The sequence below is a fragment of the Kribbella sp. NPDC049174 genome, from assembly GCF_043197365.1.
GTDB lineage: Bacteria > Actinomycetota > Actinomycetes > Propionibacteriales > Kribbellaceae > Kribbella.
The window spans coordinates 23,067-46,449 of record NZ_JBICSZ010000012.1; the positions used below are offsets into that span (position 1 = coordinate 23,067).

Here is a 23,383-nt window from a genome sequence, read left to right on the forward strand (position 1 = left end):
GTTCGCTCGCTACGCTCGCTCACGCGGACGGTCCCAGCCGATCCTCATCAGTGAGCCGGACGCCACGGGCCCAGTCGGCCGCGGCCATCGGCTTCTTGCCCTGCGGCTGAACCGTCACCAGCTCGACCGCCGTGCTGCCGGTCCCGACCTTCACGCTCGACTTGGTCGCCTGCAGCTCACCAGGCTTCAGCTCCTCGTCGGTCCGCCGTACGGCGAGCACCTTCAACCGCTCACCGCGGAACGTGGTCCACGCGCCCGGCGACGGGTTGCAACCGCGCACCAGCCGGTCCACCCGCTGTGCCGGAGCACTCAGATCCAGCTCGGCGTCCTCGACGTTGATCTTCGGTGCCAATGTGACACCGTCAGCCGGCTGCTCCCGCGCCTCGAGTACGCCGGCCTCGACCCCGTCCAGGGTGTCGACCAGCAGCTTCGCGCCGGACTCGGCCAGCCGGGTAAGCAGGTCACCGGACGTGTCCTCGGGACCGATCGGCTCGGTCAGTACGCCGTACACCGGGCCGGCATCGAGCGCCTTCACGATCCGGAACGTGCTCGCCCCGGTCACGTCGTCACCGGCGATGATCGCGTGCTGCACCGGCGCGGCACCCCGCCAGGCCGGCAGCACCGAGAAGTGCAGGTTGATCCAGCCGTGCGCCGGGATGTCCAGCGCTGCCTGCGGCAACAATCCGCCGTACGCGACGACCGGGCAGCAGTCCGGCCCGATCTCGGTCAGCCGGGCCAGGAACTCGGGGTCGCTCGGCTTGACCGGTTTGAGGACCTCGATCCCGAGCTCCTCGGCGAGCTGGGCGACCGGCGACGCGACCAGCTTGCGGCCACGACCGGCCGGTGCGTCCGGACGGGTGACGACGGCAACCACTTCGTGGCGGCTGGCAACAATCGCCTTAAGCGCGGCGACAGCTGGTTCCGGCGTACCGGCGAAGACGACTCTCACAGACCGAATCCGTTCATCGAGTGCGGGGACACCTTCACTGTCGGTACGCCGCCGAGGCCGGACCAGTCCGCCTCACGGATCGCCTTCATCGCCTGCTTGCGGGTCTCGGTGTCGAGCCGGTCGATGAACAGGACACCGTCCAGGTGGTCGGTCTCGTGCTGGATGCAGCGGGCCAGCAGGTCCGAACCCTCGATCACGACCGGGTCGCCGTACATGTTGAAACCCCTGGCGATCACCGACTGGGCGCGGAGGCAGTCGAAGGTGAGGCCGGGGAGCGACAGACAGCCCTCCGGGCCGAACTGCTCGTCCGCGGACAGCGTCAGCTCCGGGTTGACCAGGTGCCCGAGCTCGCCGTCGATGTGCCAGGTGAAGACGCGGAGGCCGACGCCGATCTGGGGCGCGGCCAGGCCCGAGCCGGGGGCGGCCTGCATGGTGTCGGTGAGGTCCGCGACCAGCCGGCGCAGCTCGGCGTCGAAGTCGAGGACCGGCGCGGCCTTGGTGGTCAGGACGGGGTCGCCGAACAGGCGGATGGGTGTGACCGACAACAGACTCTCCACAGCGCTCCACGGACCTGGACCTGGCAAGTCTAGTTGGCTCCGCCGGTGGGCCCGGGCCGGGAGGGGGCCTCCACATTGTTGCCACAAGCACGTACTGTGGTCTCAGGCGTACCTACAGTCACAACCGTCACACGCCCAACGGGAGACCCAATGCCCACAGCAGCACGGGGGGCAACTCTGATCATCCTGGGTGCCTTGCTGGCCCAGGCACCCCTCACCGCAGCGGCCTACGAGCCGCGCGAGCCAGACGCCCGTACGACGTCCGCCGCGCCGACCACCGGGTCGACGACCGCCGAGCCGACCACTGTGCCGACGACCACGGTGCCAACGACCGCGGTGCCCGCCACCGAGCCGACCGTCACGCCGACTCCCACCGAGACTCCGAGCCAGCCTGTCGCCGAGCCCCCGGCGGCACGCTCGTGGAGCGAGGTGGTGAAGCAGGTGACCGAGACCTCGCCCAACGACCTGGAGCTGCGGGCCGCCGACAGCTCGGCCCGGACGTCCTCGGTGATGCGCTGCTTCAAGCTCGAGGAGGAGAACTACTGCCTCGGGCTGGGCTTCGTGGACCAGGTGCCGAGCGGTGCGGAGCTGCAGACGATGATCAGCCCGCCGAGCGTGAGCGCGGCCGGTGAGGTCGGCGTCGAGCAGGACATCCCGACCGGTGATCTCACCCCGCAGGCGTTCGTCGCGGAACGCGCGTCGATGCCGAAGAGCGCCCGCGTCAACGTCGAACTCGACGAGATGCAGGCCGCCTGGGACGGCCGCGACAAAGCCCGCGCTCTCCGGTTGCTGGATGCCCCCACCGAGCCGACTCCGGCACCCACGCCATCCCCGACCTCCACGCCATCCCCGACGCCCACGCCGTCCCCGACGCAGACGCGGACGCGGACTGCGCCGACTCAGGGGACGCCGACGCCGGTGCCTACTCCGGTTGCCCCGGTGAAGCTGCCCACGTCGTCGTACATCATGAAGGGGTTCCGGACCTCGCAGGAGAAGGGGTACTGGTGCGGTCCGGCGACGTTCCAGTCGATCGACTGGGCCGACGACAACCAAAGGGACACCCAGGCGTCCTGGGCCAAGGACCTCGGCACCACGACCTCCGGTACGGCGATCTCCGCGATGGTCAAGCAGACCAACCTGAAGACCAACTGGGACCTCGCGGCCGGCACCTACATCGTCCAGAGCGTCGGCCACTGGAACGCGCAGAAGTTCTTCACCGTGCACCAGAACCACCTCGGCGACGGTCAGCCCGCGCCGATCATCGAGCACACCCAACTGCTGAAGCGCTACTTCCCGTACCTGGCCTTCAACCACAGCGGCCACTACCAGGTCGGCCGCGGCTACGACCGGGCGAAGGGCACCATCGCGATCTACGAGGTGTTCAACGAGCGCCGGTTCAACAGCCGCGGCAACGTCACCGACGGCCCGAAGAACATCCCGGCGACCGCCCTGTTCAACGCGACCCTGGCCAACTCGTTCAAGAACATCGGCCTCTGACCGCATGCGTCGTCCACCCGTCGCGGTCGTTGCCGTCCTGCTGCTCGTCACCGGCTGCTCTTCGTCAGACACCAGCACAAGTCAGACACCGGGCACAAGTCAGACACCGAGCACGGCAATACCGCCGACAACACCGACCACCACACCATCAGCGCCCACCGACACCGGTACGGCGCTGCCGGTGTGGACCAAGCTGATGCGGCAACCCGTCGACGGCCTGCACCTGGTCACGCAGCAACGCACGTACCTCGTCACCCGCGGCAGCGACGAGGCGGGCACGACGACCATCACCGACCGGACCAGCAAGAAGGTCGTCGTTCGGCATGTCCCGCCGGCCGGCTTCGTCGCCCAGTCGCCGGTGGTCATCGACGACCGGTGGGCCCTGATCGAGGACATCCGCTCCGAGGGCCCGGATCCGGAGATCCGCGTCTACCGCTACGACCTGACCACCGGCCGGCCCGCAGACCTGAGCAAGCAACTGCCCAGGGTCTCCGAGCCCGAGATCGGCGCCTCCGACGGCACCTTCGCCTACAGCTCGACCGACGCACGCAACCGGTCCTGCCTGATCGTCGCCGAACTCGCCACGCTCAGGTCGCGGACCGTCGCGTGCGTGCCGAATCCCGGGTACGTCGCCGATCCGGTGGTGTCGGCCGACACGGTGACGTTCAGCGAGATCACCGCGCCGGAGACCTCCCACCGCTGCAAGCGCATCCTGACCGCCGCGCTCTCCGGCGGCCAGGCGCGCCCCGTGCCGGCGGCGACGAAGTGCATCCAGTGGAGCGGTGCTTCCTTGCGCGGGGCAACGGTGTGGTCGGAGGTCGGGGCGACCGATCCGGACCAGTTCCAGAGCAAGGCCTACGTCCGTGAGTCGGCCGACTCTCCCGCCCGTGCTCTCGGCGTGATCGTCACCGACACGATCATTGCCTGCGGCCAGTGGATTCTCTGGGAGACCAGAACCGTCGACAACGGCGCCGAGGCGTACCAGATCAACCGCTGGCGTCCCGGCCTGCAGCAACCGCAGCGCGTCTACACCGGCAAGCCCGGCACCGCGCTGACTCCGCTGACCTGCCAGGACAACACCGTCTACGTCGAGGCGGCCCAGCTCGCGACCACCCCGACGTACACGGAAACCTTCTCCGCGCCGGCTACTTGAGCGGCAGCCCGCGGTCGCGCAGGTGCTTGCGCAGCGTCGCGGCGTCGGTGAAGAGCTCGGCGTCGAGGCCGACCGCGCGGGCACCGTCGACGTTGTACTGCACGTCGTCGGTGTAGAACGTGCGCGCCGCGTCCAGGTCGTACCGCTCCAGCAGGATCCGGTAGATCTTCTCCCCCGGTTTCACCGTCTCCTCGACCCCGGACACGACCTCACCGTCGAACCCGGTCAGGATCGGGAACGTCTCCTTCGCGATTTCCCATTTCTCCGCCGAGAAGTTGGTCAGCGCGTACGTCGGGATGCCCAGCTCACGGAGCTCGGTGACGAGCTCGACGGTGTCCTCGAAGAGGCCCTTGACCATCTGCAGCCAGCCGGTGTCGTACGCCTCGATCCACTCGGCGTGCTGCGGGTGCAGCGCGGTCAGCTCCGCGATCGCCTCCGCCCACGGCCGGCCGGCGTCCTGCTGCTGGTTCCACTCCCGCGTCGTCACCTCGGTCAGGAACCGGGTCCGCTCCTGCTCGTCGGGGATCAGGTCGGCGTACAGATAGTCCGGGCTCCAGTCCAGCAGCACCCCGCCGATGTCGAACACCACCACGTCGATCGTCCGCTCCGTCATGTCCGCAACCCTATGCGAACGGCGCCGCGGCCTTGACGGTCCGCAGGATCGGCAGGGTCTCCAGCGCGGTGACGGACTCCAGGGCGCCGAGCCGCTCGGTCAGATAGGTGTGCAGGGCGTCGGGACTGGCACACAGAGCATGGGCGACGAGATTGGTGCGCCCTGTGGTTGCCGCGACGAAGGCGAGTTCGTCGTGCTCGGCCAGGGCGCGCCCGACCGAGTCCACGTGCGCGGGAGGCACTGACATGCAGAGCATCGCGCTGGTGGTGACACCGAGCATTGCGGGGTCGACATCGACGTCGAAGAAGATCGCCTCACTGTGCTGCAACTCGTCGAGCCGGCGGGCCACGGTCGCAGCCGTCCATCCGGTGCGGTCGGCGAGATCCGCGAGGGTGGCACGCCCGTCCTGCCCCAGCGCGGTCAGCAACGTCCGGTCGCCGGCTCCGAGCGAGCGCCCCGGGCCGCGCTCGGTGGTGGGCGTGCGCAGAGCCGTCTCCTGATCCTGGGACAGGCTCTTGGCCCGTCCACGCCAGACGGTCGGCCCGCCGATGTAGACGTGTAGGAGGTAGTGGGCCGAGACCGACGTGATGCCCGCCGTCCGCGGGATGTCGTGCAGGAGCAGGGTGTTCCCGTCGCTCGGCGTGGTGTGGACGATGGACACGATCTCGGTCCCGCCCGATGCCAGTTTGATCCAGCTCGTGTCCGGCCGGCGTGCGAGCGCCGCCGCGAGATCCTGCGCGGCCTGCGGCGTGGCGGTCAGCCGGACGAGCCACTGAGCCCGACCCGCGCGCTGCGGATCCGGCAGGCCGACCACCCGCAGTCCGGCCTCCGCGCGCAGCCGGTTGTAGCGCCGTGCCACCGTCTGCGTCGACACCCCGAGCACAGTCCCGATCCGGCTGTACGGCGCCCGCCCGTCGATCTGCAGCGCATGGATCAGGCCCCGGTCGATCTCGTCCAGCATGAGAGGATCATCGCCCACAGCGGCCTCGATCGGAAGATTCCTGCAATCATCGCCGACTCGATGGAAGAACCGGCCACCCCGAAGCGATCGTGCTGGCATGACAAACAGGCAGAAGCGTTGGGTGGGGCTGATCGCCCTGCTGGTGGCGGAGGCGATGAACCTGCTGGACGCCACGATCGTGCAGGTCGCGGCCCCGGTGATCCACGGTGAGCTGGGCGGGCGCGCGGCGGACATTCAGTGGTTCAGCGCCGCGTACACCCTGCCGTTCGCGGCCCTGCTGATCACCGGCGGCCGGCTCGGCGACCGCTTCGGCCGGCGCCGGTTGTTCCGGCTCGGGGTCGCGGGGTTCGTGGTGACCTCGACGATCTGCGCGCTGGCGCCCGAGGCCGCCGTACTGATCAGCGCCCGAGCGGTCCAAGGGGCCGCGGCGGCGCTGGTGATCCCGCAGACGATCGGTCTGATCAGGAGCAGCTTCGACGGGCCGGACCTGCCCAAGGCACTCGGCAGCATCGGGCCGGTGATGGGTCTGGCGGGGATCTCCGGTCCGCTGCTCGGCGGCTTCATCACCGAGGTGAGCTCGTGGCGAGCCGTCTTCCTGGTCAACGTGCCGCTGGGCATCGGCGTACTGGCGCTGGCTCATCTCCTGCCCGAGTCACGGTCACCCAAGCTCCCGGGGCTCGACCTCATCGGCACGTGCCTGCTGATCATCGGTACGGCGCTCGTCGTCTACCCGATCCTGCAGTCGAGGGACTGGCTCCTCCTCCCGATCGGCGTCGCTGTCCTCGGTCTCACCGTCCTGCAGCAGGCACACTCCCCCGCGAAGCTCGTCGAGTTGAGCCTGTTCCGGAATCACGGCTTCGGGGCCGCGCTCATCACGTCGACGCTGTTCTTCGCTGTGATGAGTGGTCTGACACTGGTCGTCGTATTACATGAGCAACTGACTCTCAACCATGGCGTGATGCGATCCAGCCTCATGCTGCTGCCGTGGTCGGCCGTCTCGGGCATCGCCTCCTGGTGCGCCGGCCGGTGGCTGATCCCCCGGTTCGGTTCGCGGCTCATGTACGTCGGTCTTGGCGTACTGCTCGTCGGTGTGCTGGGTGCACATGTCTGGCAGTTGCCGATGCTTGGCGTGTGCGGGGTGGGTGTCGGTCTGTTCACGACGGCGTTCTTCACCGAGGCGTTGCACCGGGTGCAGCCCCAGGAGACCGGGTCAGCGGCCGGGCTGCTCAACGCGGTCCAGCAGTTCGGCGGGACGCTCGGCGTCGCCGGGCTGGGCACGATCTTCCTGCACCACCCGGCGACACCGGACCGAGCCTTCTGGGTCGCGACCGCGGTGATCGCGGCGACGGTCGCGACCGCTCACGTCATGCGGTCGCCGCGTTCGCGGCGGCTCGAGCGTGCAGCGCCGGCGCCAGCGCGTACTGCCCGATGAAGATCACCACACCGAGCAGCGCGCACCCTAGCCAGGTGGCGGTCGGGCCGAAGGACTCGAGGGCGTTCGTCCCGGCCAGCGGCCCGATCACCGTGCCGATGCCGAAGGCCATCCCGGACATGCCCATGTACCCGCCGCGCAGGTCGACCGGGGCAAGGTCCGCGAACACCGCACCGATCACCGCGGCGAACCCGATCTCCCCGATCGTCCACACCACGACCGACAACCCGTAACCCCACCAGTCGTGCACGACCGCACCGAGCCCGAACCCGAGACCGACGACCAGCATCGACGCCGCGAGCAGCTTCGGCCGGTCGAACCTCGCCAGCCGCTTGCCGAGGAACGGCTGGACCAGCACGATGACCACGCCGTTCAGCGCGATCACCAGCCCGTACGTCGACGACGGCAGACCGTCGTCCGCCATCGCTAGCGGCAGTGTCGAGTAGCCCTGGAAGTAGATGGTGGCGTAACCGATCTGGAGCAGGATCATCAGCAGGAACACGGTGTCCCGGAGCGCCACCGGCAGCAGTGGCCGGCGCGAAGTGCCCTCGTCCAGGGCCGGGCGGCTCTCCGGCACCATCGTCCAGATCACCAGGCCGGCGATCACCGACGTACCGGCGTTCAGCCAGAACAGCAGGCCGTAGCCGATCGACGCCAGCACACCCGCACTGACGGTGGAGATGGAGAAGCCGAGGTTGATGGCCCAGAAGAGCAGCCCGTACGCGCGGACCCGCTCACCCGGCTGGAGCAGGTCGGCCACGGTCGCCTGCACCGCCGGGCGGAACAGGTCGCCGAGCAGGCCGACGAGGAACGCCGCCGCCCAGATCATCGCCATCGACCGGACCGACCCCAGCAGGATCAGCGCGCCGGCGGTACCGAAGAAGCACATCAGCATGGTGACGCGGCGACCGATGCGGTCGGCCAGCCAACCGCCGACGAGCTGGGACGCGACCGAACCGGCACCGACCGCAGCCGCGACAGCACCCGCAGTACCGACCGAGAGCTGTCGGTCCTGGGTCAGGTAGAGGACAAGGAACGGCTGGACGAAGCTGCCGAGGCGGTTGACCAACTGGCAGACCCAGAGCGCCCAGAACGCCCGCGGGAGGGCGGGCGCGGGCGACTCGACGGCGGCGACAGTACTCATGAGGACAACTCTCAGGGGGCCGCCGAGGTGCTGTCGACGATTAGGTACAGGACTAATCGGTTAGGGTGGGGCGGTGATCACGATCAGGTTGAGCCCCGGCGACGTGGGCCGGATCCGGTTCGCGCTGTCGCCGGTGTGGGAGGCCGTCACCAGCGTGCGGGCGCTGAGCAACAACACCGCGCGCAGCGTGCACGGGCCGTGGTTGCAGAAGGTTCAGCCGATCATCGACGGCCCGGACCTGACGTTGCTGAGGGCACTCGTTCCGCCCGTCGGGTACATCCCGGACTTCATCACCCCGGCGCCGCCGCGCCGGATGACCGGCCTCGAGTCGGGCCTGGCCGCGATCGCCGCCACCCCCCACGAGCTCGTGGTCGACGAGATCGGCAAGCTGCACGACGAGACCCCTCACCCACTCCTGCCGGACCTGATCGCCCACCCGGCCAAGGCACTGGACCTGATCACCTCGGCCCTGGAGAGCTACTGGCGGCGGGCGATCGAGCCGGACTGGCGGCGGATGCGTTCGCTGTTGCAGGAGGATCTGGCGTTCCGGCTGGACGAGCTGGCCAGCGGCGGGATCGAGCGGCTGTTCCGCAACCTGCATCCGTCGGTGCGGTTCAGCGTCAGCCGGATCGAGATCGATCGGCCGTTCGCCTGTGACGGCGAGCCGATGGCCGGACAGGGCGTGCTGCTGGTGCCGTGCGTTTTCAGCTGGCCGGCCGGCCTGTCGGTGACCGCGGCGCCGCACGTGCCGACGATCACCTACCCGCCGCGCGGTCTCGGCCGGTTGTGGGAGGACCGACAGGACACCACGGACTCACCGCTCGCCGACCTGGTCGGGCGCACCCGCGCGGCGATCGTGAGTCACCTGGATCTGCCGATGTCGACAACACATCTGGCTCACCAGCTCGGGGTGTCGGCGCCGACGTTGAGTGTGCACCTCAGCATCCTGCGCAACGCCGGCGTGGTCGACTCGCGCCGCGACGGCCGGGCCGTGCTCTACTACCGCACCTCGCTCGGCAGCCAGCTACTCATCGCGGCCACTCCCCTGGCGTCGACTGCCTGACCATCAGCCGAAGCTCGGCGGATCCACCTGCACCCGGACCGAACCGGGATTCTTCTTCGCGCTCCGAGCGGACTGGGCCTCCTTCAACGTCCGCGCCAGGGCCGATCCAGCCGCCCGCGGCGTCCGCACGACCGCTCGCACCGTCTCGTCGTCGACGTCCACCGGGCCCAGGACCTCCAACCCAGCGGTTGCCGGCAGCAACTGACGGAGCCGGCCGATCAGATCGGTGACAGCCTCGGACGAACCGGTGAGCTCGGCCAGCTTGGCGGCCGGGGCCAGGCGGGCGGCCCGGCGTTCCTCGACCTCCCGGGCCGCGAAGCCCTCAGGGCTCCAGCGAACGACCGCCTGCAACGGCAACGCGGATGGTTCACCGACCAGGATCACGGCGCCGTCGGCGCGGACGAGAGCAGCCGCATTGAGCCACCGCCGTACGGCCTCCTCCGGAGCGCGCAGGTGCGGGCGAGCGAGCATCAGCCAGGTGTCGAGCAGCAGGGCCGCGCTGTAGCCGCCCTCGGCAACCGGCTCGGCTCCCGGTGTGCTGACGATCAACGCCGGCTTGTCCGGTACGACGTCCAGCACGTTGTCGCCACCCGACGTACGCACGACCAATCCGGGAAACGCGCGTCCCAACTCCTCCGCCGTACGACGCGCACCGACCACCGCGGCGCGCATCCGAGTGTCACCGCACTCCGGGCACCTGTGGTCAGCCGCAGGCCTCCCGCAGATGCTGCAGCTCGGCGGGCCGGCGCCACCGGTACGACGCAACGTCCCGCCACAAGTCGCACACCGCGACGGCGCCCGGCAGGTCTGACACACCAGACTCGGCAAATACCCCGCCCGCGGCACCTGCACCAGCACAGGCCCGGACCGCAGCCCCTCCCGCGCGATCTCGAACGCCCGGTGCGGCAACCGCGCTGCCCGAGCCCCCGGATCACGGGCGAGATCGGTGTCCGACTCCCCCGCGATGTGCACCGCGGGAGCGGCCGCCCGAATCACCGACCGGTCCGCGATCAGCTCTGCCGCGAACCCGGACTCCAGCAGCGTCGCATCCTCGACCGACCGCGCGAACCCACCGAGCAACGCGGCACACTGCTGCCGATACGCCCGCAACAGAAGGACTTCCCGGGCATGCGGATACGGCGCACGGGGCTCGGCGTACGAGTCGTCGCCGTCGTCCCACAACGCGACCAGGCCGAGATTCGCCACCGGCGCGAACGCGGCCGCCCGTGTCCCGATCACGACCCGCGCACACCCACGCAGCGCGGCGAGGAAGGCCCGGTAACGAGCCGTGGGCCCGAGATCCGCCGACAGCGTGACGAACCCGTTCGCACCGAGCACCGTCGTACAGGCCGCCGCCAGCCGGTCGAGATCACGAGCATCCGGCACGAGCAGCAGGGCACCACGACCCGATGCCGCACACACCGCCGCGGCCTGGGCGAATGCGAGCGCCCAATCAGCCCCCGGTACGGCGGTCCAGATCGCGCGCGGAGCCTCTGACCGACCGACCGCATCGAGGAAGCCCGACGGGTACGACGACCACTCGGAGCGAGAGGTGGACAGGGGCGGCGGCGCGGGCTGGTCGCAGCGCAAAGCCTCACCCTCGACCTTCGCGTGCCGTGGCGGGACGGCCAGGCGGGTCACGTCCGCGAAGACTCCGGCGTACCGGTCCGCGACGGCGCGGCAGAGGTCGGCGATCTCCGGCGTCAGCACCTGCTCGGGCGAGACGACCTTGCGGATCCGGGACAGCTTGCCCTCATGGTCGGAGGACTCGAGCCGCTCCAGCACGAACCCGTCCAGGTCCTTGCCGGCGAAGCGCACCTTCACCCGCACACCCGGCTGCGCGGCCTCGGCCAGGTCGTCGGGCACGAGGTAGTCGAACGTCCGGTCCAGGTGCGGTAACGAGACGTCGACCGCGATCCGGGCCACCGGCAACGCGGAGGTGATCCCGGCCGGCTCCTTCGTCCGGGACTTGCGAACGGTGTCCCGCAACAGCGTCAGCTGCTCCGGCGAGTCCCCGTTCGATGTCACCGGGAAACTCTAGTCCGCCCGGGCGACAGTGCGTGGGACGACGTCGGCCCGGCTGTGGACAACTCCCACAACCGGGCCGAACCACGTCGTACCACTAGCTGTTGATGGCGGCCTTCAGCTCCTCGACCCGGTCGGTCCGCTCCCAGGTGAAGTCCTCGCCGGTGCGGCCGAAGTGGCCGTTCCGCGCGGTCTGGGCGTAGATCGGCCGGAGCAGCTCCAGGTCGCGGATGATCGCGGCCGGCCGGAGGTCGAACACCTCGCGGACCGCGTCGCTGATCTTGTCCACCGGCACCTTCTCGGTCCCGAACGTGTCGACGTAGAAGCCGACCGGAGCGGCCTTGCCGATCGCGTACGCGACCTGGCACTCGACCCGGTCCGCGAGCCCGGCGGCGACGATGTTCTTCGCCACCCAGCGCATCGCGTACGCCGCCGACCGGTCCACCTTGGACGGGTCCTTGCCGGAGAAAGCGCCACCACCGTGCCGCGCCATCCCGCCGTAGGTGTCGATGATGATCTTCCGGCCGGTCAGGCCGGCGTCGCCCATCGGGCCGCCGATCTCGAACCGCCCGGTCGGGTTCACCAGCAGCTTGTAGCCGGCCGAGTCGATGTCGAACTGCTCGAGCACCGGGTCGACCACGTGCTTCTTGATGTCCGGGCTCAGCATCGAGTCCAGGCTGATGTCGGCCGCGTGCTGGCTGGACACCACCACGGTGTCGATCCGGACCGCCTTGTCACCGTCGTACTCGACCGTGACCTGGGTCTTGCCGTCCGGCCGCAGGTACGCCAGCGTGCCGTTCTTGCGGACCTCGGACAGCCGCTCGGACAGCCGGTGCGCGATCGTGATCGGCAGCGGCATCAGCTCGGGCGTCTCGTTCGACGCGTAGCCGAACATCAGTCCCTGGTCGCCCGCCCCCTGCAGGTCCAGCGCGTCCTGCGACGCGTCCGAGCGCGTCTCGTACGCCGTGTCGACCCCCTGCGCGATATCCGGCGACTGGCTGCCGATGGCCACGGTGACACCACAGGACGCGCCGTCGAATCCCTTCAGCGACGAGTCGTAGCCGATCTCCAGGATGCGTGCCCGCACGATCCCGGGGATGTCGACGTACGCCGTTGTGGTGACCTCACCCGCGACGACGACCAGACCCGTGGTGACCAGGGTCTCGACCGCTACGCGGCTCTTCGGGTCCTCGGCCAGCAACGCGTCGAGGATGGAGTCGCTGATCTGGTCAGCGATCTTGTCCGGGTGACCCTCGGTCACCGACTCGGACGTGAAAAGGCGCCTCGCCACAAGTTCTCCTCGGATTCCTCTTGTGCCGCGCGGCTGTGCTACGAACCGCGCGATCCCCCCATGCACCGGCGGTTGGCGATGCATCTTGGGAAGTATGCCAGCAGTTTCCGCCCGCGTCCCGGTGACGCTCCGAATTCATCCACTATCCGAGACTTGCGATCATATTCCGGACATTCGGCCGGTCGTCAGGCGTGCGGACCGACCGCCACGTCGCCCAGGGTGAGCGATGGTGTGCAGCCAAGCATCGCAGCCAACCGGTCCACCTCGGCCTCCAGCCGGCGCTGCCGGGCACGACTCAGGGACGTCAGCGCCTCGACAGTGACATGGAGCTTCCGGCCGGACTTCTTCTGGTGCCACACGCCGGCGACGATGCCGTCGACCAGCAGGAGCGGATAGTTGCCGGCCTGACCACGGGCGAGTGCTCTGGTGAACGCCTTGCCCGGGAAGAGCAACTCCCTGGGGAAGCTGCCGACACCGTAGGCGTCGAAGTACGGCAGCAACCTGACGCCGCGCACCGGCTCGTCCGGGAACTCGTCGTCGCCGGGCGCGCACCAGGCAGGTTGGCCGGCGAGCTCCACCTGAGGCAGGGCATCGAAGTACGGCGTGACGAAGCCGAGGGTGGTGTTGATCCAGCGCGCGAACTGCTGTGGGGTCGCGGGGCCATACGAGTACAGGTAGCGGTGGAGGAGCTCGGTGAACGCCTTCTCGCCGGGCATCGGCTCGAACGGCTTGAGGCGATGCGGATTCGAGTACGTCGTGTTGCGGCCGCGGTTCGGTCCGTAGCAGAGGACACCTGCGGTGGCGGCGTCCGGGATCACCTGCCGCCAGCGTGGCCAGTTGCCCTGGAAGGCCTCCATGACCGGATCACCTGCCCACGGGCCGGTCCGCCGTACGATCTCCTCGGTCAGTTCGTCGACGGTCAGGTCGTCCTGCGCCAGCGCATCACCGATCGCGGCGATCACCTGAGCGGTCTGCTCCGGCGTCATCCGGATGGCCTCCGGCCGCGGCGGACCGGGTGGCAGGGCCGACAACGCGCCTGTCCACAGCGGCAGGTCGTCGAGCGGCAGCAGATGCACGGTGCCACGCGGTCCGAACGACTTCACGACGCCGTCTGCCTGCTGAACCGTCTCCCGGGTCGCATCGTCGAGCCGGAGTGCGACAGACACCTCCCCCGCCGACAACACCTGCGCATGCGCACCACACATAGCCCGTACGGCGTCCGCGGCGGAGGCCGCCGGGTTACCTGCCAGGTGGTGTCGCCGCATCCGCCGGGCGACCACGGCCCGCCATGAGATCTCCATGACCCCGACGCTAACGCCAGAAGCGGACAGCTTCCGACCGCTATGACCCGCCGGTCAACCGGTAGACCTGGCGCGAACCACCTTCCGGCCCGTCCGGCGCCGGTTCGGCCGGTGTGAAGCCGAGGCGCTCGTAGAACACCCGTGCACCGCTGGTGATCGCACCCGGATGGTCCGCGCCGAACGTCACCACATCGACCGCCTCGCCCGCGGCGAGGCCGCTCCCGTGGGTCAGCCGTTCCATCACGGCACTCATCAAGCTGCGTCCGACGCCTTGACCACGCACCCGATCGGAGACGACCAGCCAGTGCACCGCGAAACGCGGCGACGAGCCACCGAACAACACCCCTCCGGCCGGCTTCCCGTCCGGGCCGAACGCTAAGAGCGCACGCTGCTGGGCAATGTGTTCGTCCACCGCGCGCAGGAACCCCGGGTTGCCGACCATTGGACCGAACCAATGCTCGACCTCGGCCGCAAGCCCCAGAATGACCGGCACATCGGCCTCGGTAGCCACCTCCACCCGCACCGCCACACCAGCCTCCCTCTAGTGCCAGTGGGTGGCGACCAGGTTCCAGATCACGCCGGCCAGTGCGTCCTTGCTGCCCGACGGCACGGGCAGGGCGTTGCCGTCGCGGTCGAGGATGACGGCTTCGTTGTTGTCGCTGCCGAACACCTTGCCACCCGAGACGTCGTTCACCACCAGCAGGTCGCAGCCCTTGCGCTCCAGCTTGGCCCGGCCGAGCTCGAGCACACTGTGCTCCGCATCGCCGGTCTCGGCCGCGAACCCGACGATCACCTGGTCGCTCCGGCGGCGGTCGTGCGAGATGGTCTGCAGGATGTCCGGGTTCTGCACCAGGTCGACCGCCGGGACCGAGCCGTCGGAGGTCTTCTTGATCTTGTGCTCGGCGACATCGGCCGGCCGGAAGTCCGCCGGGGCCGCCGCCATCACGATCGCGTCCGCGTCACCCGCGCGGCCGGTGATCTCGTCGTACAGATCCCTGGTGCTGATCACCGGAACGACCTGGACGCCGGCCGGGTCGGGCAGCTCGGAGTTGGCCGCGACCAGAGTTACCTTGGCGCCGCGGGCGGCGGCGATCCGGGCCAGCGCGTAGCCCTGCTTGCCGGACGAGGAGTTGCCGAGGTACCGGACCGGGTCGAGGTGCTCGCGGGTGCCGCCGGCGCTGATCAGGACGTGCTTGCCGGTCAGGTCGGCGACCGACTGGCCGGCGGCCCGGGCGGCCTCGTCGGCGAGCATCAGCTGGCTGATCGCGAAGATCTCGGACGGCTCGGGCAACCGGCCGCGACCGGTGTCGGCGCCGGTGAGGCGGCCGACGGCGGGCTCGAGGACGGTGATCCCGCGGGACCGGAGCGTGGCGACGTTGGCCTGCGTGGCCGGGTGCTCCCACATCTCGGTGTGCATCGCGGCCGCGAAGAGGATCGGGCAGCGGGCCGTCAGCAGCGTGTTGGTGAGCAGGTCGTCGGCCAGCCCGTGCGCGGCCTTGGCGATCAGGTTCGCCGTGGCCGGGGCGACGACCACGAGCTCGGCCGCCTTGCCGATCCGGACGTGCGGGACCTCCTGCACGTTGTCGAACGGGTCGGCCGTCACCGGCTGACCCGACAGCGCCGCCCAGGTCGCCGCGCCGACGAACTCCAGCGCGGCCGCGGTCGGCACCACCCGCACACTGTGCCCGGACTCGGTCAGCCGCCGGAGCAGATCACAGACCTTGTACGCCGCGATGCCGCCACCGACCCCGAGGACGACGTTCGGGCGAGCCTTGGCAGGGACGTCAGAATCCCCCGGGCCGTGAGTGGCTCCGGGGGTCTGGTCACCGGTTGCGGACATCAGCAGAGGACCCCGTTCCCGGTCGTCATCGCGAGTAGTGTCCCGTGGGCGGTGTGGCTTGAACGATAGCGGTGTCCAGGTGCGTGCATCGTGGTGCTGGAGGAGCGTCCGCGATGCGGAGCATCGTGGATGCTCCGCCAGTGCCGCGAGGTGCGTGCCTGGGCGCCGGTAGCGTCAAGTCACACCGCCCACGGGACACTCAGTTACTCGGACTTCTCCGCGGCGGCGGCTTCCGCCTCGGCCTCGGGGTCGATGTCGGTGCAGGTCAGCACGCCGTCGTTGATCTCGCGCATCGCGATCGACAGCGGCTTCTCCTGGACATGGGTCTCGACCAGCGGACCGACGTACTCCAGCAGGCCCTCGCCGAGCTGCGAGTAGTAGGCGTTGATCTGCCGCGCCCGCTTGGCCGAGTACAGCACCAGCTTGTACTTGGAGTCGGTGTGGGTGAGCAGGTCGTCGATCGGCGGGGAGGTGATGCCGATGGCGACTGGTTCCTTGGCAGACAAGTTCAGCTCTTTCCAGGGATATGGGGTGATCGAATCAACTTTACCAACTGATCGGCGGCTTCCCGAACCGAGGCGTTCACGATCGTCACGTCGAACTCCTTCTCGGCGGCCAGCTCGAGCGTCGCGGTCTCCAGCCGGCGCTCCCGCTCCTCGGCCGTCTCGGTGCCGCGACCGACCAGCCGCCGGACCAGCTCGTCCCAGCTCGGCGGGGCGAGGAAGACGAACTGCGCCCGCGGCATCGTCTCGCGGACCTGGCGGGCACCCTGGAGGTCGATCTCGAGCAGGGCCGGCCGGCCCTCGGCGAGCTTGTCCAGCACCGGCTGCTTCGGCGTCCCGTACCGGGCCGCCTTGTGCACCACCGCCCACTCGAGCAGCTCACCGTCGGCGATCATCCGGTCGAACTCCTCGTCCGACACGAACAGGTAGTGCACTCCGTGCACCTCGTTGTGCCGCGGCTTGCGCGTCGTCGCCGACACCGAGATCCAGATGTCGGGGAACCGCTCGCGGATCTCCGCCGCCACCGTCCCCTTGCCGACCGCGGTCGGCCCGGCCAGCACGGTCAGCTGGGCGTTCCCGCCGCCGGCGCTGCGTGACGGGTCCTGCCGCGGAGCCATCGTCTCGTCCGTCCTGTGCGTGGTCATGTTCACACCAGTGTCCAACGAGCCGGCCAGGGTTTCGGTCTGGCTCACTCGGCGAATTCGCGTTCGAGAGCGGCGATCTGGTTCGAGCCGAGGCCGCGCACCCGCCGCGTCTCCGAGATCCCCGCGCGTTCCATGATCTGCTGGGCGCGGACCTTGCCCACGCCCGGGATGCACTGCAGCAGCGCACTGACCCGCATCTTGCCGATCACGTCGTTGGTCTGCCCCTCGTGGAGCACCTCCGTCGGAGACGCTCCCGAATGCCGGATCCGGTTCTTGATCTCGGCTCGTTCACGCCGCGCCGCCGCGGCCTTGTCCAGAGCCGCCGCTCGCTGCTCCGGGGTCAAAGAAGGAAGTGGCACCGTTTCACCTGTCCCGTTGTATGGCTTCGCAAGGGAACCTAACACGGGTTCGGGCAGGTCACGGCGCCAACTCCGCGACCGGACGGAATCGATCGTTCCAGTCTCAGTTCAACTGCGGGACGTCGACCTTGCAGGAGTCCTTCGCGTGCGTGCTGATCGTCTTGTACGCCGTCATCACCCCGCCGGTCTCCTTACTCAGCCGAGCCAGCTCGACACGGTCCGTACCCGCCGCCTTGGCCTTCTCGGCGAACGCGACCACGACACCCCAGTCGTCCTTCACCTCGGCCGGCGCGGAACCCTGCAGCTTCTTCGCGTCCTCGAGGATCTTGGTGTAGTCGGCCGGGTTCTGCGGGTCCACGTTCACCGCGTTGGCGGCGTACCCGGCCAGATCGACGCAGTAGGCCTGCTCCTCGGTGCAGGCGGTCAGGGTGGCGGTGCCGGCGATCAGCGTCGCGGCGACGGCGAGTGTGCGCTTCAAAGCTCTCATCCTCGGGGGTCGGGAGGTCGGTCCTCGGGGCGGTGCTACCCGCGACGCTACAGTTAGTGACCAAACCATCCGAAACGGATGCTTTCCCGTCAGGACCGTATTTGCTCTCAGCTATCAAGGTGCCGGGAACGGTCGGGGCCGGCCGATCATGGCCGGCCCCGCACCACGCGGCCGGGTCAGCCCTCGATCTCGACCTTGCAGGTGTCCTTGGCCTGCTTGGTGATCGCCTCGAACGCGGGGGCGATCTTCTCGCCGTCGCTCTTGGCCAGCTCGGTCAGCTTGCCGGTGTCGCCGTTCGCGTCCTTCGCCTTGTCGGCGTAGTCGATGACGATCTTCCAGTCGTCCTTCAGGTCGTCCGGCGCCGACTTGGACACCTTCTTCGCCTCGGACAGCATCTTGTCCACCGCCGCAGAGTCCTTGATGTCGAGGTTCTTGGCCGACTCGGCATAGTTCTGCAGCTCGCCGCAGTAGTCGCCGCCCGAGCACGCCGTCAAGGTACCGACGCTCATTGTCACTACCGCCGCGAGGGCCGCAACCTTACGCATTGAGATCCTTACTCTTCCGCGGGAAGACCGTCGCTCCCCGTCGCCCCGCAACCCTTCCGAACGCCGGGGTCACGTCCGGCCAGGGCACGCCGTGAAGAACGTCGCACCCGTGGACTGGAACCGCGCTGTGATGTGCTGCGTCGGCCGGTCGACAGTGCGATCGCGTTGGCGGTCACGATCACTGCGATGGCGAGCCAGTCGAGCCGGCCGAGACGCTGGTCGAGGACCACGAGTCCGACCAGGGCGGCGAGGACCGGGTTGACGCTCATGAAGACACCGAAGAACTGCGCCGACACCCTGCGCAGACTGAGCAGATCGACGAGGAAGGGTACGGCGGACGAGAGCAGGCCGGCCGCGACGGCGTACGCGAGGGCCGCGGGTGTCGGCGGGTGGTGCCAGAGCACCACGATGCCGATCGGCACGTACGCCAGCCCGGACACCGCGGCCGCGGCGCCGACGCCCTGTACACCGGGGAGCTCCCGGCCGATGCGGCGGTTGAGCAGGATGTAGAAGGCCCAGCAGAGAGCCGCCAGCAGGCCCAGGCCGACTCCCAGGTAGTCCGTGGTCGCCTGCGGCCGGGTCAGCAGCACAACCGCGGGCGCCACGGCCAGAGCGCAGAGCAGATCGATCAGGCGCCGCGAGCCCAGCAACGCCACCGCCAACGGCCCCAGGAACTCCAACGTCACCGCAAGCCCGAGCCCGACCCGGTCGATCGACGTGTAGAGCGACAGATTCATCACGGCAAACACCGCCGCCAGCCCCAGCACGAGCCGCCACTGCCGTCCGGTGAGAGCCCGCAGGTTCGGCCGCCCGACGGCAACCAGCACCACTCCAGCCACCCACTGCCGAACCGCCACCACACCGACCGGCCCAACCACCGGAAACGCCAGGGCGCCCAAGGACGCGCCCACCTGCGTGGACAGCCCGCTACTCAGCATCATCAGCACCGCGATGAACCGCGGGGCGGGAGTAGTAGGCACGGTCGAGCCGGAGTCACCGGCGGGGGCGGGCTGGACTGCAGCCCGGCCGCCGTCGGCGCCGAGCAGGGTGCTCGGAGCTTCGCCGGCTGCAGGGTGGGTGGCGGTCATGTTCTCGAGGGTGTGGGTGGGGGCTGCGTTCGCAAAATGCGGCTGGGGCGGGATCTATACGCTGGGGTTATGGATGTGGAGCTCAGGCAGTTGCGGTGTCTGGTGGGGATCGTCGATGCGGGGACCTTCACGGATGCGGCGATCGAGTTGGGCGTCTCGCAGGCGGCGGTGTCGCGGAACCTGCTGAGTCTGGAGCGGGAACTCGGGGTTCGGCTGTTGCATCGGACCAGCCGGACGATCACACCGACGGCTGCCGGCGTCCAGGTGCTGGCCCGGGCCCGGCAGGTGCTGGCCGAGGTGGACGAATTGGTGCGGGAGGCAACAACCGGGCACACGCGGCTGCGGGTGGGGCACGCCTGGTCGGCGGTCGGGCAGTACACGGCGGAGTTCCAGCGGCGTTGGGCGGCCGAGCATCCGGACGTCGAGCTGCAACTCGTTAGGACGAACACGGCCACCGGCGGACTGGCCGAAGGACTGTGCGACCTGGCGATCGTGCGGACACAGGTCGACAGCAGACGGTTCGCGCACGCGACCGTAGCCCAGGAACGCCGGTACTGCGCTCTGGCCGCGGACGACCCGCTGGCGAAGAAGCGCACTCTCACCCTCGATCAGCTCAGCGATCGCACCCTCGTGATCGACCGCCGGACCGGCAGTACGACGGCCGACCTCTGGCCCGCGGACGCCCGGCCGAAACTCGAGTACACCCAGGACGTCGACGACTGGCTGGCCGCCATCGCCTCCGGACGCCGCGTCGGTCTGACCCCGCACGCGACCGTCACGCAGTACCGGCGCGACGGCGTCGTCTACCGCCCGGTCCGCGACGCGCCCCCGGTCGACGTCCACCTCATCTGGCACCGCCAGGACCCACATCCCGCGACGCAGGCCGCCGTCACCCTGCTGACCAGCCTCTACCGCAACGGCTAGTCGAACAGCGCGATCAGCCGCCGGCGATCACGGGCCTTCCACAGAGCGTCTCGCAACCGTTCGATCCCACCGACCGGCCACCGCTCGGCGATCCGCCGTACCTCCGGGTCCTTGATCTCCGCGGTCAGCGCGCCCGGGAAGTCACCCCACAGGACCTTGAACGGCCGGTCACACATCCGCTCGATGCCGGTCGTCACCGGCGGCGTGATGCCGAGCGAATTGTGCAGCGCCGCCACCGCCCCGTACGCCGCCATCAGGGCCTCCTCGCGCGCCTGCCACGACTCGGTCCGGAGAACCTTCCCCAGGATCGGTGCCAGCGAAGGGCCACAGGACAGCCGCGCGAACGCCGTACCGAACCACTTCGAGTACGGCGCGTACTCCCGCTCCATCAGGAAGCACAGCCGCATCAGATCCTGCACGAGCTGCGACCCGATCAAGGCCGACCCGAGCTCGTCTCCGACGTATCCGGCCCGGCCGACCAGGTTCATCTCCGGGTGGACGCGCCACCACGCGGCGACCATCAGGTACAGCCAGACATCGCGCGGGTAGTACCCGAACCGGTCCCGGACGGCCTGCAGGCCGATCTCGTCGTGAAAGACCGCGCCCGCGGTGATCATGCGCAGGTTCTGCTCCGGGAAGGTGAACCAGTCCCGCGCCCCGATCTCCCCCTCGACGTCGAAGTCCAGTTGCTCGAGGAAGTAGCTGCGGAGCGTGTGGATGCCGTACTCCGTCGGCCGGTCGGCGAACCGGGTCGGCACCTCCCGGCTCAGCGCGTCGGCCAGCCGGTCGCCGTGCCGGACCTGATCGTCCTTGCGCAGGAACAGCAGGACCCGCGGCTCCCAGTTGTGGTCCCCCGACATCTCGTCGTCGAAGCCCAGCACCTCCGAGCCCCGGCCGAGCAACGCCGCGCTGTACGGCAGCCCCGGGTACGACGACTCGAGCACCGGCCGGACCGCCTCGGTGTAGAACCGCCGACTCAACTCCTGCCCGGAAACAAAATCGGAACACATGCCGACGAAGATCGCACGCCCCGGCCGGCGAATTCAAGAAAAACAACGAAAATGGCGCGGAATTGATCCGCGCCATTCGGTGATTTCAGTAAAGCAAATTCTACCGGTTTCGGCCGGTGTTTGTCAGTATCCGAGGACGCGCCGGAAGCCGTCATTGGCCCGATCGGCCGCGTCCTGCAGGGCAGCGGCCGACGGCCCGGCCCCGAGGATCTCCCGCGAGCTCGACGGTACGACGTTCCGCACAGCCGAACCGAAGACCTTGGTCAGCCCCTCGGCCGTCCCACCCTGAGCACCCAGCCCCGGCGCGAGCAGAGGCCCACGAACGTCCAGATCCTCGTCAGTGGAGGCGATCGTCGCGCCCACCACAGCACCAAAGGAGCCGAGGGCATCGGCGGGTGCGTCAGAACCGAGGTCCGTCCCATTCAGCTCGCGCAGACCGTCCAGTACGGCGCCCGCGACCGTCGGACCCGCAACCGTCCGCGCCGACTGGAACTGCGGCCCCTCCGCGTTCGACGTCAGCGCGAGCACGAACAAGCCGGCACCAGCCGCGCGCGCCTCGTCGATGGCCGGCTGCAGCGACCCGAACCCGAGGTACGGGCTGACCGTCAGCGCGTCACACGCCAGCGGCCCCTTCTCGGCCAGGTAGGCCGACGCGTAGCCGGCCATGGTCGACCCGATGTCACCGCGTTTCGCGTCGATGATCACCAGCGCACCCGCGTCCCGGAGCCGGATCGTCGCCTGCTCGAGGACGGCGATCCCGGCCGATCCGAACCGCTCGAAGAAGGCCGACTGCGGCTTGAACACCGCGACCCGATCGGCCAGTGCGTCCACCACGCCGTACGTGAAGGACGCCAGACCCTCGGGCGTGTCCGGCAGACCCCACGAGTCCAGCAGATGCGCGTGCGGGTCGATCCCGACGCAGAGCGGGCCGCGGGTGTCCATCGCCGCCCGGAGCCGGGCGCCGAAAGGTTCGTTGCTCATGTCACTCCTCGATTGATGCGACGGACGAGACCGGGCCCGCGGTAGATCAGACCGGTGTAGACCTGGACCAGGCTGGCCCCGGCGTCGAAGAGCCGGGCAGCGTCGGCCGGCTCGAGGATCCCGCCGACCCCGATGATCGGCAGCGCTCCCCCGGTCTCCGCGTGGATGTGGGCGACCGTCTTGGCCGCCAGCTCGGTCAGCGGCCGCCCCGACAGCCCACCGGTCTCGGCTGCCACCGGGTGCGCCTCGACACCCGGCCGGCCGATGGTCGTGTTGGTGGCGATGATCCCGGCGATGCCGACATCGGTGCACACCTGCAGCAACTCGTCGATCGCCGACGAGGTCAGGTCCGGCGCGATCTTCACCAGGATCGGCTTACCCGCCAGCCCGCCGACGCTCAGCGCGGCAGCTTCGGCGTGCAGCGCGGTCAACAGTTCACGCAGGTGCCTGGCGTCCTGCAACTCCCGCAGCCCCGGTGTGTTCGGCGAACTCACGTTGACCGCGAAGTAGTCGCCGTACCGGTAGAGCCGGTGCAGCGAGGTCACGTAGTCCTCGACGGCGGCTTCGAGCGGGGTCACCTTCGACTTCCCGATCGAGATCCCCAGCGGGTACCCGAGCGGTCCGTACGCCGCCAGCCGCGCGGCCAGCGCCTCCGAGCCGAGGTTGTTGAACCCCATCCGGTTGATCACAGCCTCGTGCTCGACCAGCCGGAACAACCGCGGCCGAGGATTACCGGGCTGCGGGTGCGCGGTGACCGTGCCGACCTCGACGAACCCGAACCCGAGCGCCGGCCAGGCCCGCAACGCGAGCCCGTTCTTGTCCATCCCGGCGGCCAGGCCGACCGGCCCCGGGAAGCGGACGCCGAAGACCGTCCGCTCCGGGCCGGTCTGCCACCGGGCCAGTCCAGGGACGCGGCCCAGCAGCCGCAACCCCTGCAACGTCCGCTCGTGCGCGACCTCCGCGTCGCCCTTCCCCAGCCGGAACAGGACCGGCCGGACGACTCGGCTATACATCGG

Annotated in this window: 24 protein-coding genes; 5 read left to right on the forward strand and 19 right to left on the reverse strand. The window is 69.4% G+C overall.

Translation table 11 applies throughout. From position 1 onward, the window contains the following. Positions 1-19: 19 nt before the first annotated feature. Together fmt and def are read right to left on the reverse strand one after the other, a co-directional pair. Complete coding sequence (gene fmt / locus ACGFIF_RS39275) at positions 20-949, reverse strand: methionyl-tRNA formyltransferase (RefSeq protein ID WP_393162014.1); 930 nt, start codon at positions 947-949, stop codon at positions 20-22. Next, on the reverse strand, positions 946-1,494 hold the full coding sequence (gene def / locus ACGFIF_RS39280; RefSeq protein WP_393162016.1) for a peptide deformylase: 549 nt from the start codon (positions 1,492-1,494) through the stop codon (positions 946-948). Before def ends, fmt begins: the two co-directional genes overlap by 4 nt. A 162-nt stretch (positions 1,495-1,656) precedes the next feature. On the opposite strand from def, the gene ACGFIF_RS39285 reads away from it, so the two are divergent. Both ACGFIF_RS39285 and ACGFIF_RS39290 read left to right on the forward strand, forming a co-directional pair. Then, complete coding sequence (locus ACGFIF_RS39285; RefSeq protein WP_393162018.1) at positions 1,657-3,003, forward strand: C39 family peptidase; 1,347 nt, start codon at positions 1,657-1,659, stop codon at positions 3,001-3,003. A gap of 4 nt (positions 3,004-3,007) precedes the next feature. Further along, positions 3,008-4,156, forward strand: coding sequence for a hypothetical protein (locus ACGFIF_RS39290; RefSeq protein ID WP_393162020.1), 1,149 nt, complete (start codon positions 3,008-3,010; stop codon positions 4,154-4,156). Here ACGFIF_RS39290 and ACGFIF_RS39295 read toward each other — a convergent pair. Beyond that, on the reverse strand, positions 4,149-4,769 hold the full coding sequence (locus ACGFIF_RS39295) for an HAD family hydrolase (protein WP_393162022.1): 621 nt from the start codon (positions 4,767-4,769) through the stop codon (positions 4,149-4,151). The genes ACGFIF_RS39290 and ACGFIF_RS39295 overlap by 8 nt on opposite strands. Before the next feature lie 10 nt (positions 4,770-4,779). Beyond that, positions 4,780-5,730, reverse strand: coding sequence for an Lrp/AsnC family transcriptional regulator (locus tag ACGFIF_RS39300; protein ID WP_393162024.1), 951 nt, complete (start codon positions 5,728-5,730; stop codon positions 4,780-4,782). A gap of 97 nt (positions 5,731-5,827) precedes the next feature. Here ACGFIF_RS39300 and ACGFIF_RS39305 point away from each other — a divergent pair, with 97 nt between their 5' ends. Then, on the forward strand, positions 5,828-7,162 hold the full coding sequence (locus tag ACGFIF_RS39305; protein ID WP_393162026.1) for an MFS transporter: 1,335 nt from the start codon (positions 5,828-5,830) through the stop codon (positions 7,160-7,162). On the opposite strand, the gene ACGFIF_RS39310 is transcribed toward ACGFIF_RS39305, so the two are convergent. After that, positions 7,095-8,306 (reverse strand): MDR family MFS transporter, encoded by a 1,212-nt coding sequence (locus ACGFIF_RS39310; protein ID WP_393162028.1) that lies wholly within the window; start codon positions 8,304-8,306, stop codon positions 7,095-7,097. The two genes, ACGFIF_RS39305 and ACGFIF_RS39310, sit on opposite strands and share 68 nt — an antisense overlap. A gap of 73 nt (positions 8,307-8,379) precedes the next feature. Between ACGFIF_RS39310 and ACGFIF_RS39315 the strand changes: the two genes are divergently transcribed. Next, complete coding sequence (locus ACGFIF_RS39315) at positions 8,380-9,369, forward strand: ArsR/SmtB family transcription factor (protein ID WP_393162030.1); 990 nt, start codon at positions 8,380-8,382, stop codon at positions 9,367-9,369. A 3-nt stretch (positions 9,370-9,372) separates the two neighbouring features. On the opposite strand, the gene ACGFIF_RS39320 is transcribed toward ACGFIF_RS39315, so the two are convergent. From ACGFIF_RS39320 to ACGFIF_RS39370, 11 genes are all read right to left on the reverse strand, one after another. Continuing rightward, on the reverse strand, positions 9,373-11,397 hold the full coding sequence (locus ACGFIF_RS39320; RefSeq protein ID WP_393162032.1) for a primosomal protein N': 2,025 nt from the start codon (positions 11,395-11,397) through the stop codon (positions 9,373-9,375). A 94-nt stretch (positions 11,398-11,491) separates the two neighbouring features. Then, entirely contained in the window at positions 11,492-12,685 is a 1,194-nt protein-coding gene (gene metK / locus ACGFIF_RS39325) for a methionine adenosyltransferase (RefSeq protein ID WP_393162034.1), read from the reverse strand. Positions 12,686-12,870: 185 nt separating this feature from the next. Beyond that, positions 12,871-13,986 carry a winged helix DNA-binding domain-containing protein gene (locus ACGFIF_RS39330; protein ID WP_393162036.1) on the reverse strand — a complete coding sequence of 372 codons (1,116 nt, stop codon included), beginning with the start codon at positions 13,984-13,986 and terminating at the stop codon, positions 12,871-12,873. 40 nt (positions 13,987-14,026) lie between these two features. Continuing rightward, positions 14,027-14,515: a GNAT family N-acetyltransferase gene (locus ACGFIF_RS39335; RefSeq protein ID WP_393162038.1), complete on the reverse strand. Its 489-nt coding sequence runs from the start codon at positions 14,513-14,515 to the stop codon at positions 14,027-14,029. 12 nt (positions 14,516-14,527) lie between these two features. Further along, complete coding sequence (gene coaBC, locus ACGFIF_RS39340; RefSeq protein WP_393162040.1) at positions 14,528-15,826, reverse strand: bifunctional phosphopantothenoylcysteine decarboxylase/phosphopantothenate--cysteine ligase CoaBC; 1,299 nt, start codon at positions 15,824-15,826, stop codon at positions 14,528-14,530. 203 nt (positions 15,827-16,029) lie between these two features. Then, a complete protein-coding gene (gene rpoZ / locus ACGFIF_RS39345; protein WP_393162042.1) occupies positions 16,030-16,332 on the reverse strand; it encodes a DNA-directed RNA polymerase subunit omega in 303 nt (100 codons plus the stop codon). A 2-nt stretch (positions 16,333-16,334) separates the two neighbouring features. Then, on the reverse strand, positions 16,335-16,946 hold the full coding sequence (gene gmk / locus ACGFIF_RS39350; protein WP_393162255.1) for a guanylate kinase: 612 nt from the start codon (positions 16,944-16,946) through the stop codon (positions 16,335-16,337). Positions 16,947-17,017: 71 nt separating this feature from the next. After that, a complete protein-coding gene (gene mihF, locus ACGFIF_RS39355) occupies positions 17,018-17,332 on the reverse strand; it encodes an integration host factor, actinobacterial type (RefSeq protein WP_132320042.1) in 315 nt (104 codons plus the stop codon). A gap of 103 nt (positions 17,333-17,435) precedes the next feature. Beyond that, complete coding sequence (locus ACGFIF_RS39360; RefSeq protein ID WP_393162045.1) at positions 17,436-17,810, reverse strand: hypothetical protein; 375 nt, start codon at positions 17,808-17,810, stop codon at positions 17,436-17,438. Positions 17,811-17,995: 185 nt separating this feature from the next. After that, a complete protein-coding gene (locus ACGFIF_RS39365; RefSeq protein WP_393162047.1) occupies positions 17,996-18,328 on the reverse strand; it encodes a hypothetical protein in 333 nt (110 codons plus the stop codon). 44 nt (positions 18,329-18,372) lie between these two features. After that, the gene (locus ACGFIF_RS39370; protein WP_393162049.1) at positions 18,373-19,452 is read right to left on the reverse strand and encodes a DMT family transporter; all 1,080 of its coding nucleotides are present in this window, start codon (positions 19,450-19,452) and stop codon (positions 18,373-18,375) included. A 69-nt stretch (positions 19,453-19,521) separates the two neighbouring features. Here ACGFIF_RS39370 and ACGFIF_RS39375 point away from each other — a divergent pair, with 69 nt between their 5' ends. Continuing rightward, positions 19,522-20,376 carry a LysR family transcriptional regulator gene (locus ACGFIF_RS39375; RefSeq protein ID WP_393162051.1) on the forward strand — a complete coding sequence of 285 codons (855 nt, stop codon included), beginning with the start codon at positions 19,522-19,524 and terminating at the stop codon, positions 20,374-20,376. On the opposite strand, the gene ACGFIF_RS39380 is transcribed toward ACGFIF_RS39375, so the two are convergent. From ACGFIF_RS39380 to ACGFIF_RS39390, 3 genes are all read right to left on the reverse strand, one after another. Further along, positions 20,373-21,386, reverse strand: coding sequence for a DUF4037 domain-containing protein (locus ACGFIF_RS39380; RefSeq protein ID WP_393162053.1), 1,014 nt, complete (start codon positions 21,384-21,386; stop codon positions 20,373-20,375). The two genes, ACGFIF_RS39375 and ACGFIF_RS39380, sit on opposite strands and share 4 nt — an antisense overlap. Before the next feature lie 123 nt (positions 21,387-21,509). Further along, on the reverse strand, positions 21,510-22,367 hold the full coding sequence (gene pyrF / locus ACGFIF_RS39385; RefSeq protein WP_393162055.1) for an orotidine-5'-phosphate decarboxylase: 858 nt from the start codon (positions 22,365-22,367) through the stop codon (positions 21,510-21,512). Continuing rightward, on the reverse strand, positions 22,364-23,380 hold the full coding sequence (locus ACGFIF_RS39390) for a quinone-dependent dihydroorotate dehydrogenase (protein WP_393162057.1): 1,017 nt from the start codon (positions 23,378-23,380) through the stop codon (positions 22,364-22,366). Before ACGFIF_RS39390 ends, pyrF begins: the two co-directional genes overlap by 4 nt. Between the last annotated feature and the right edge of the window lie 3 nt (positions 23,381-23,383).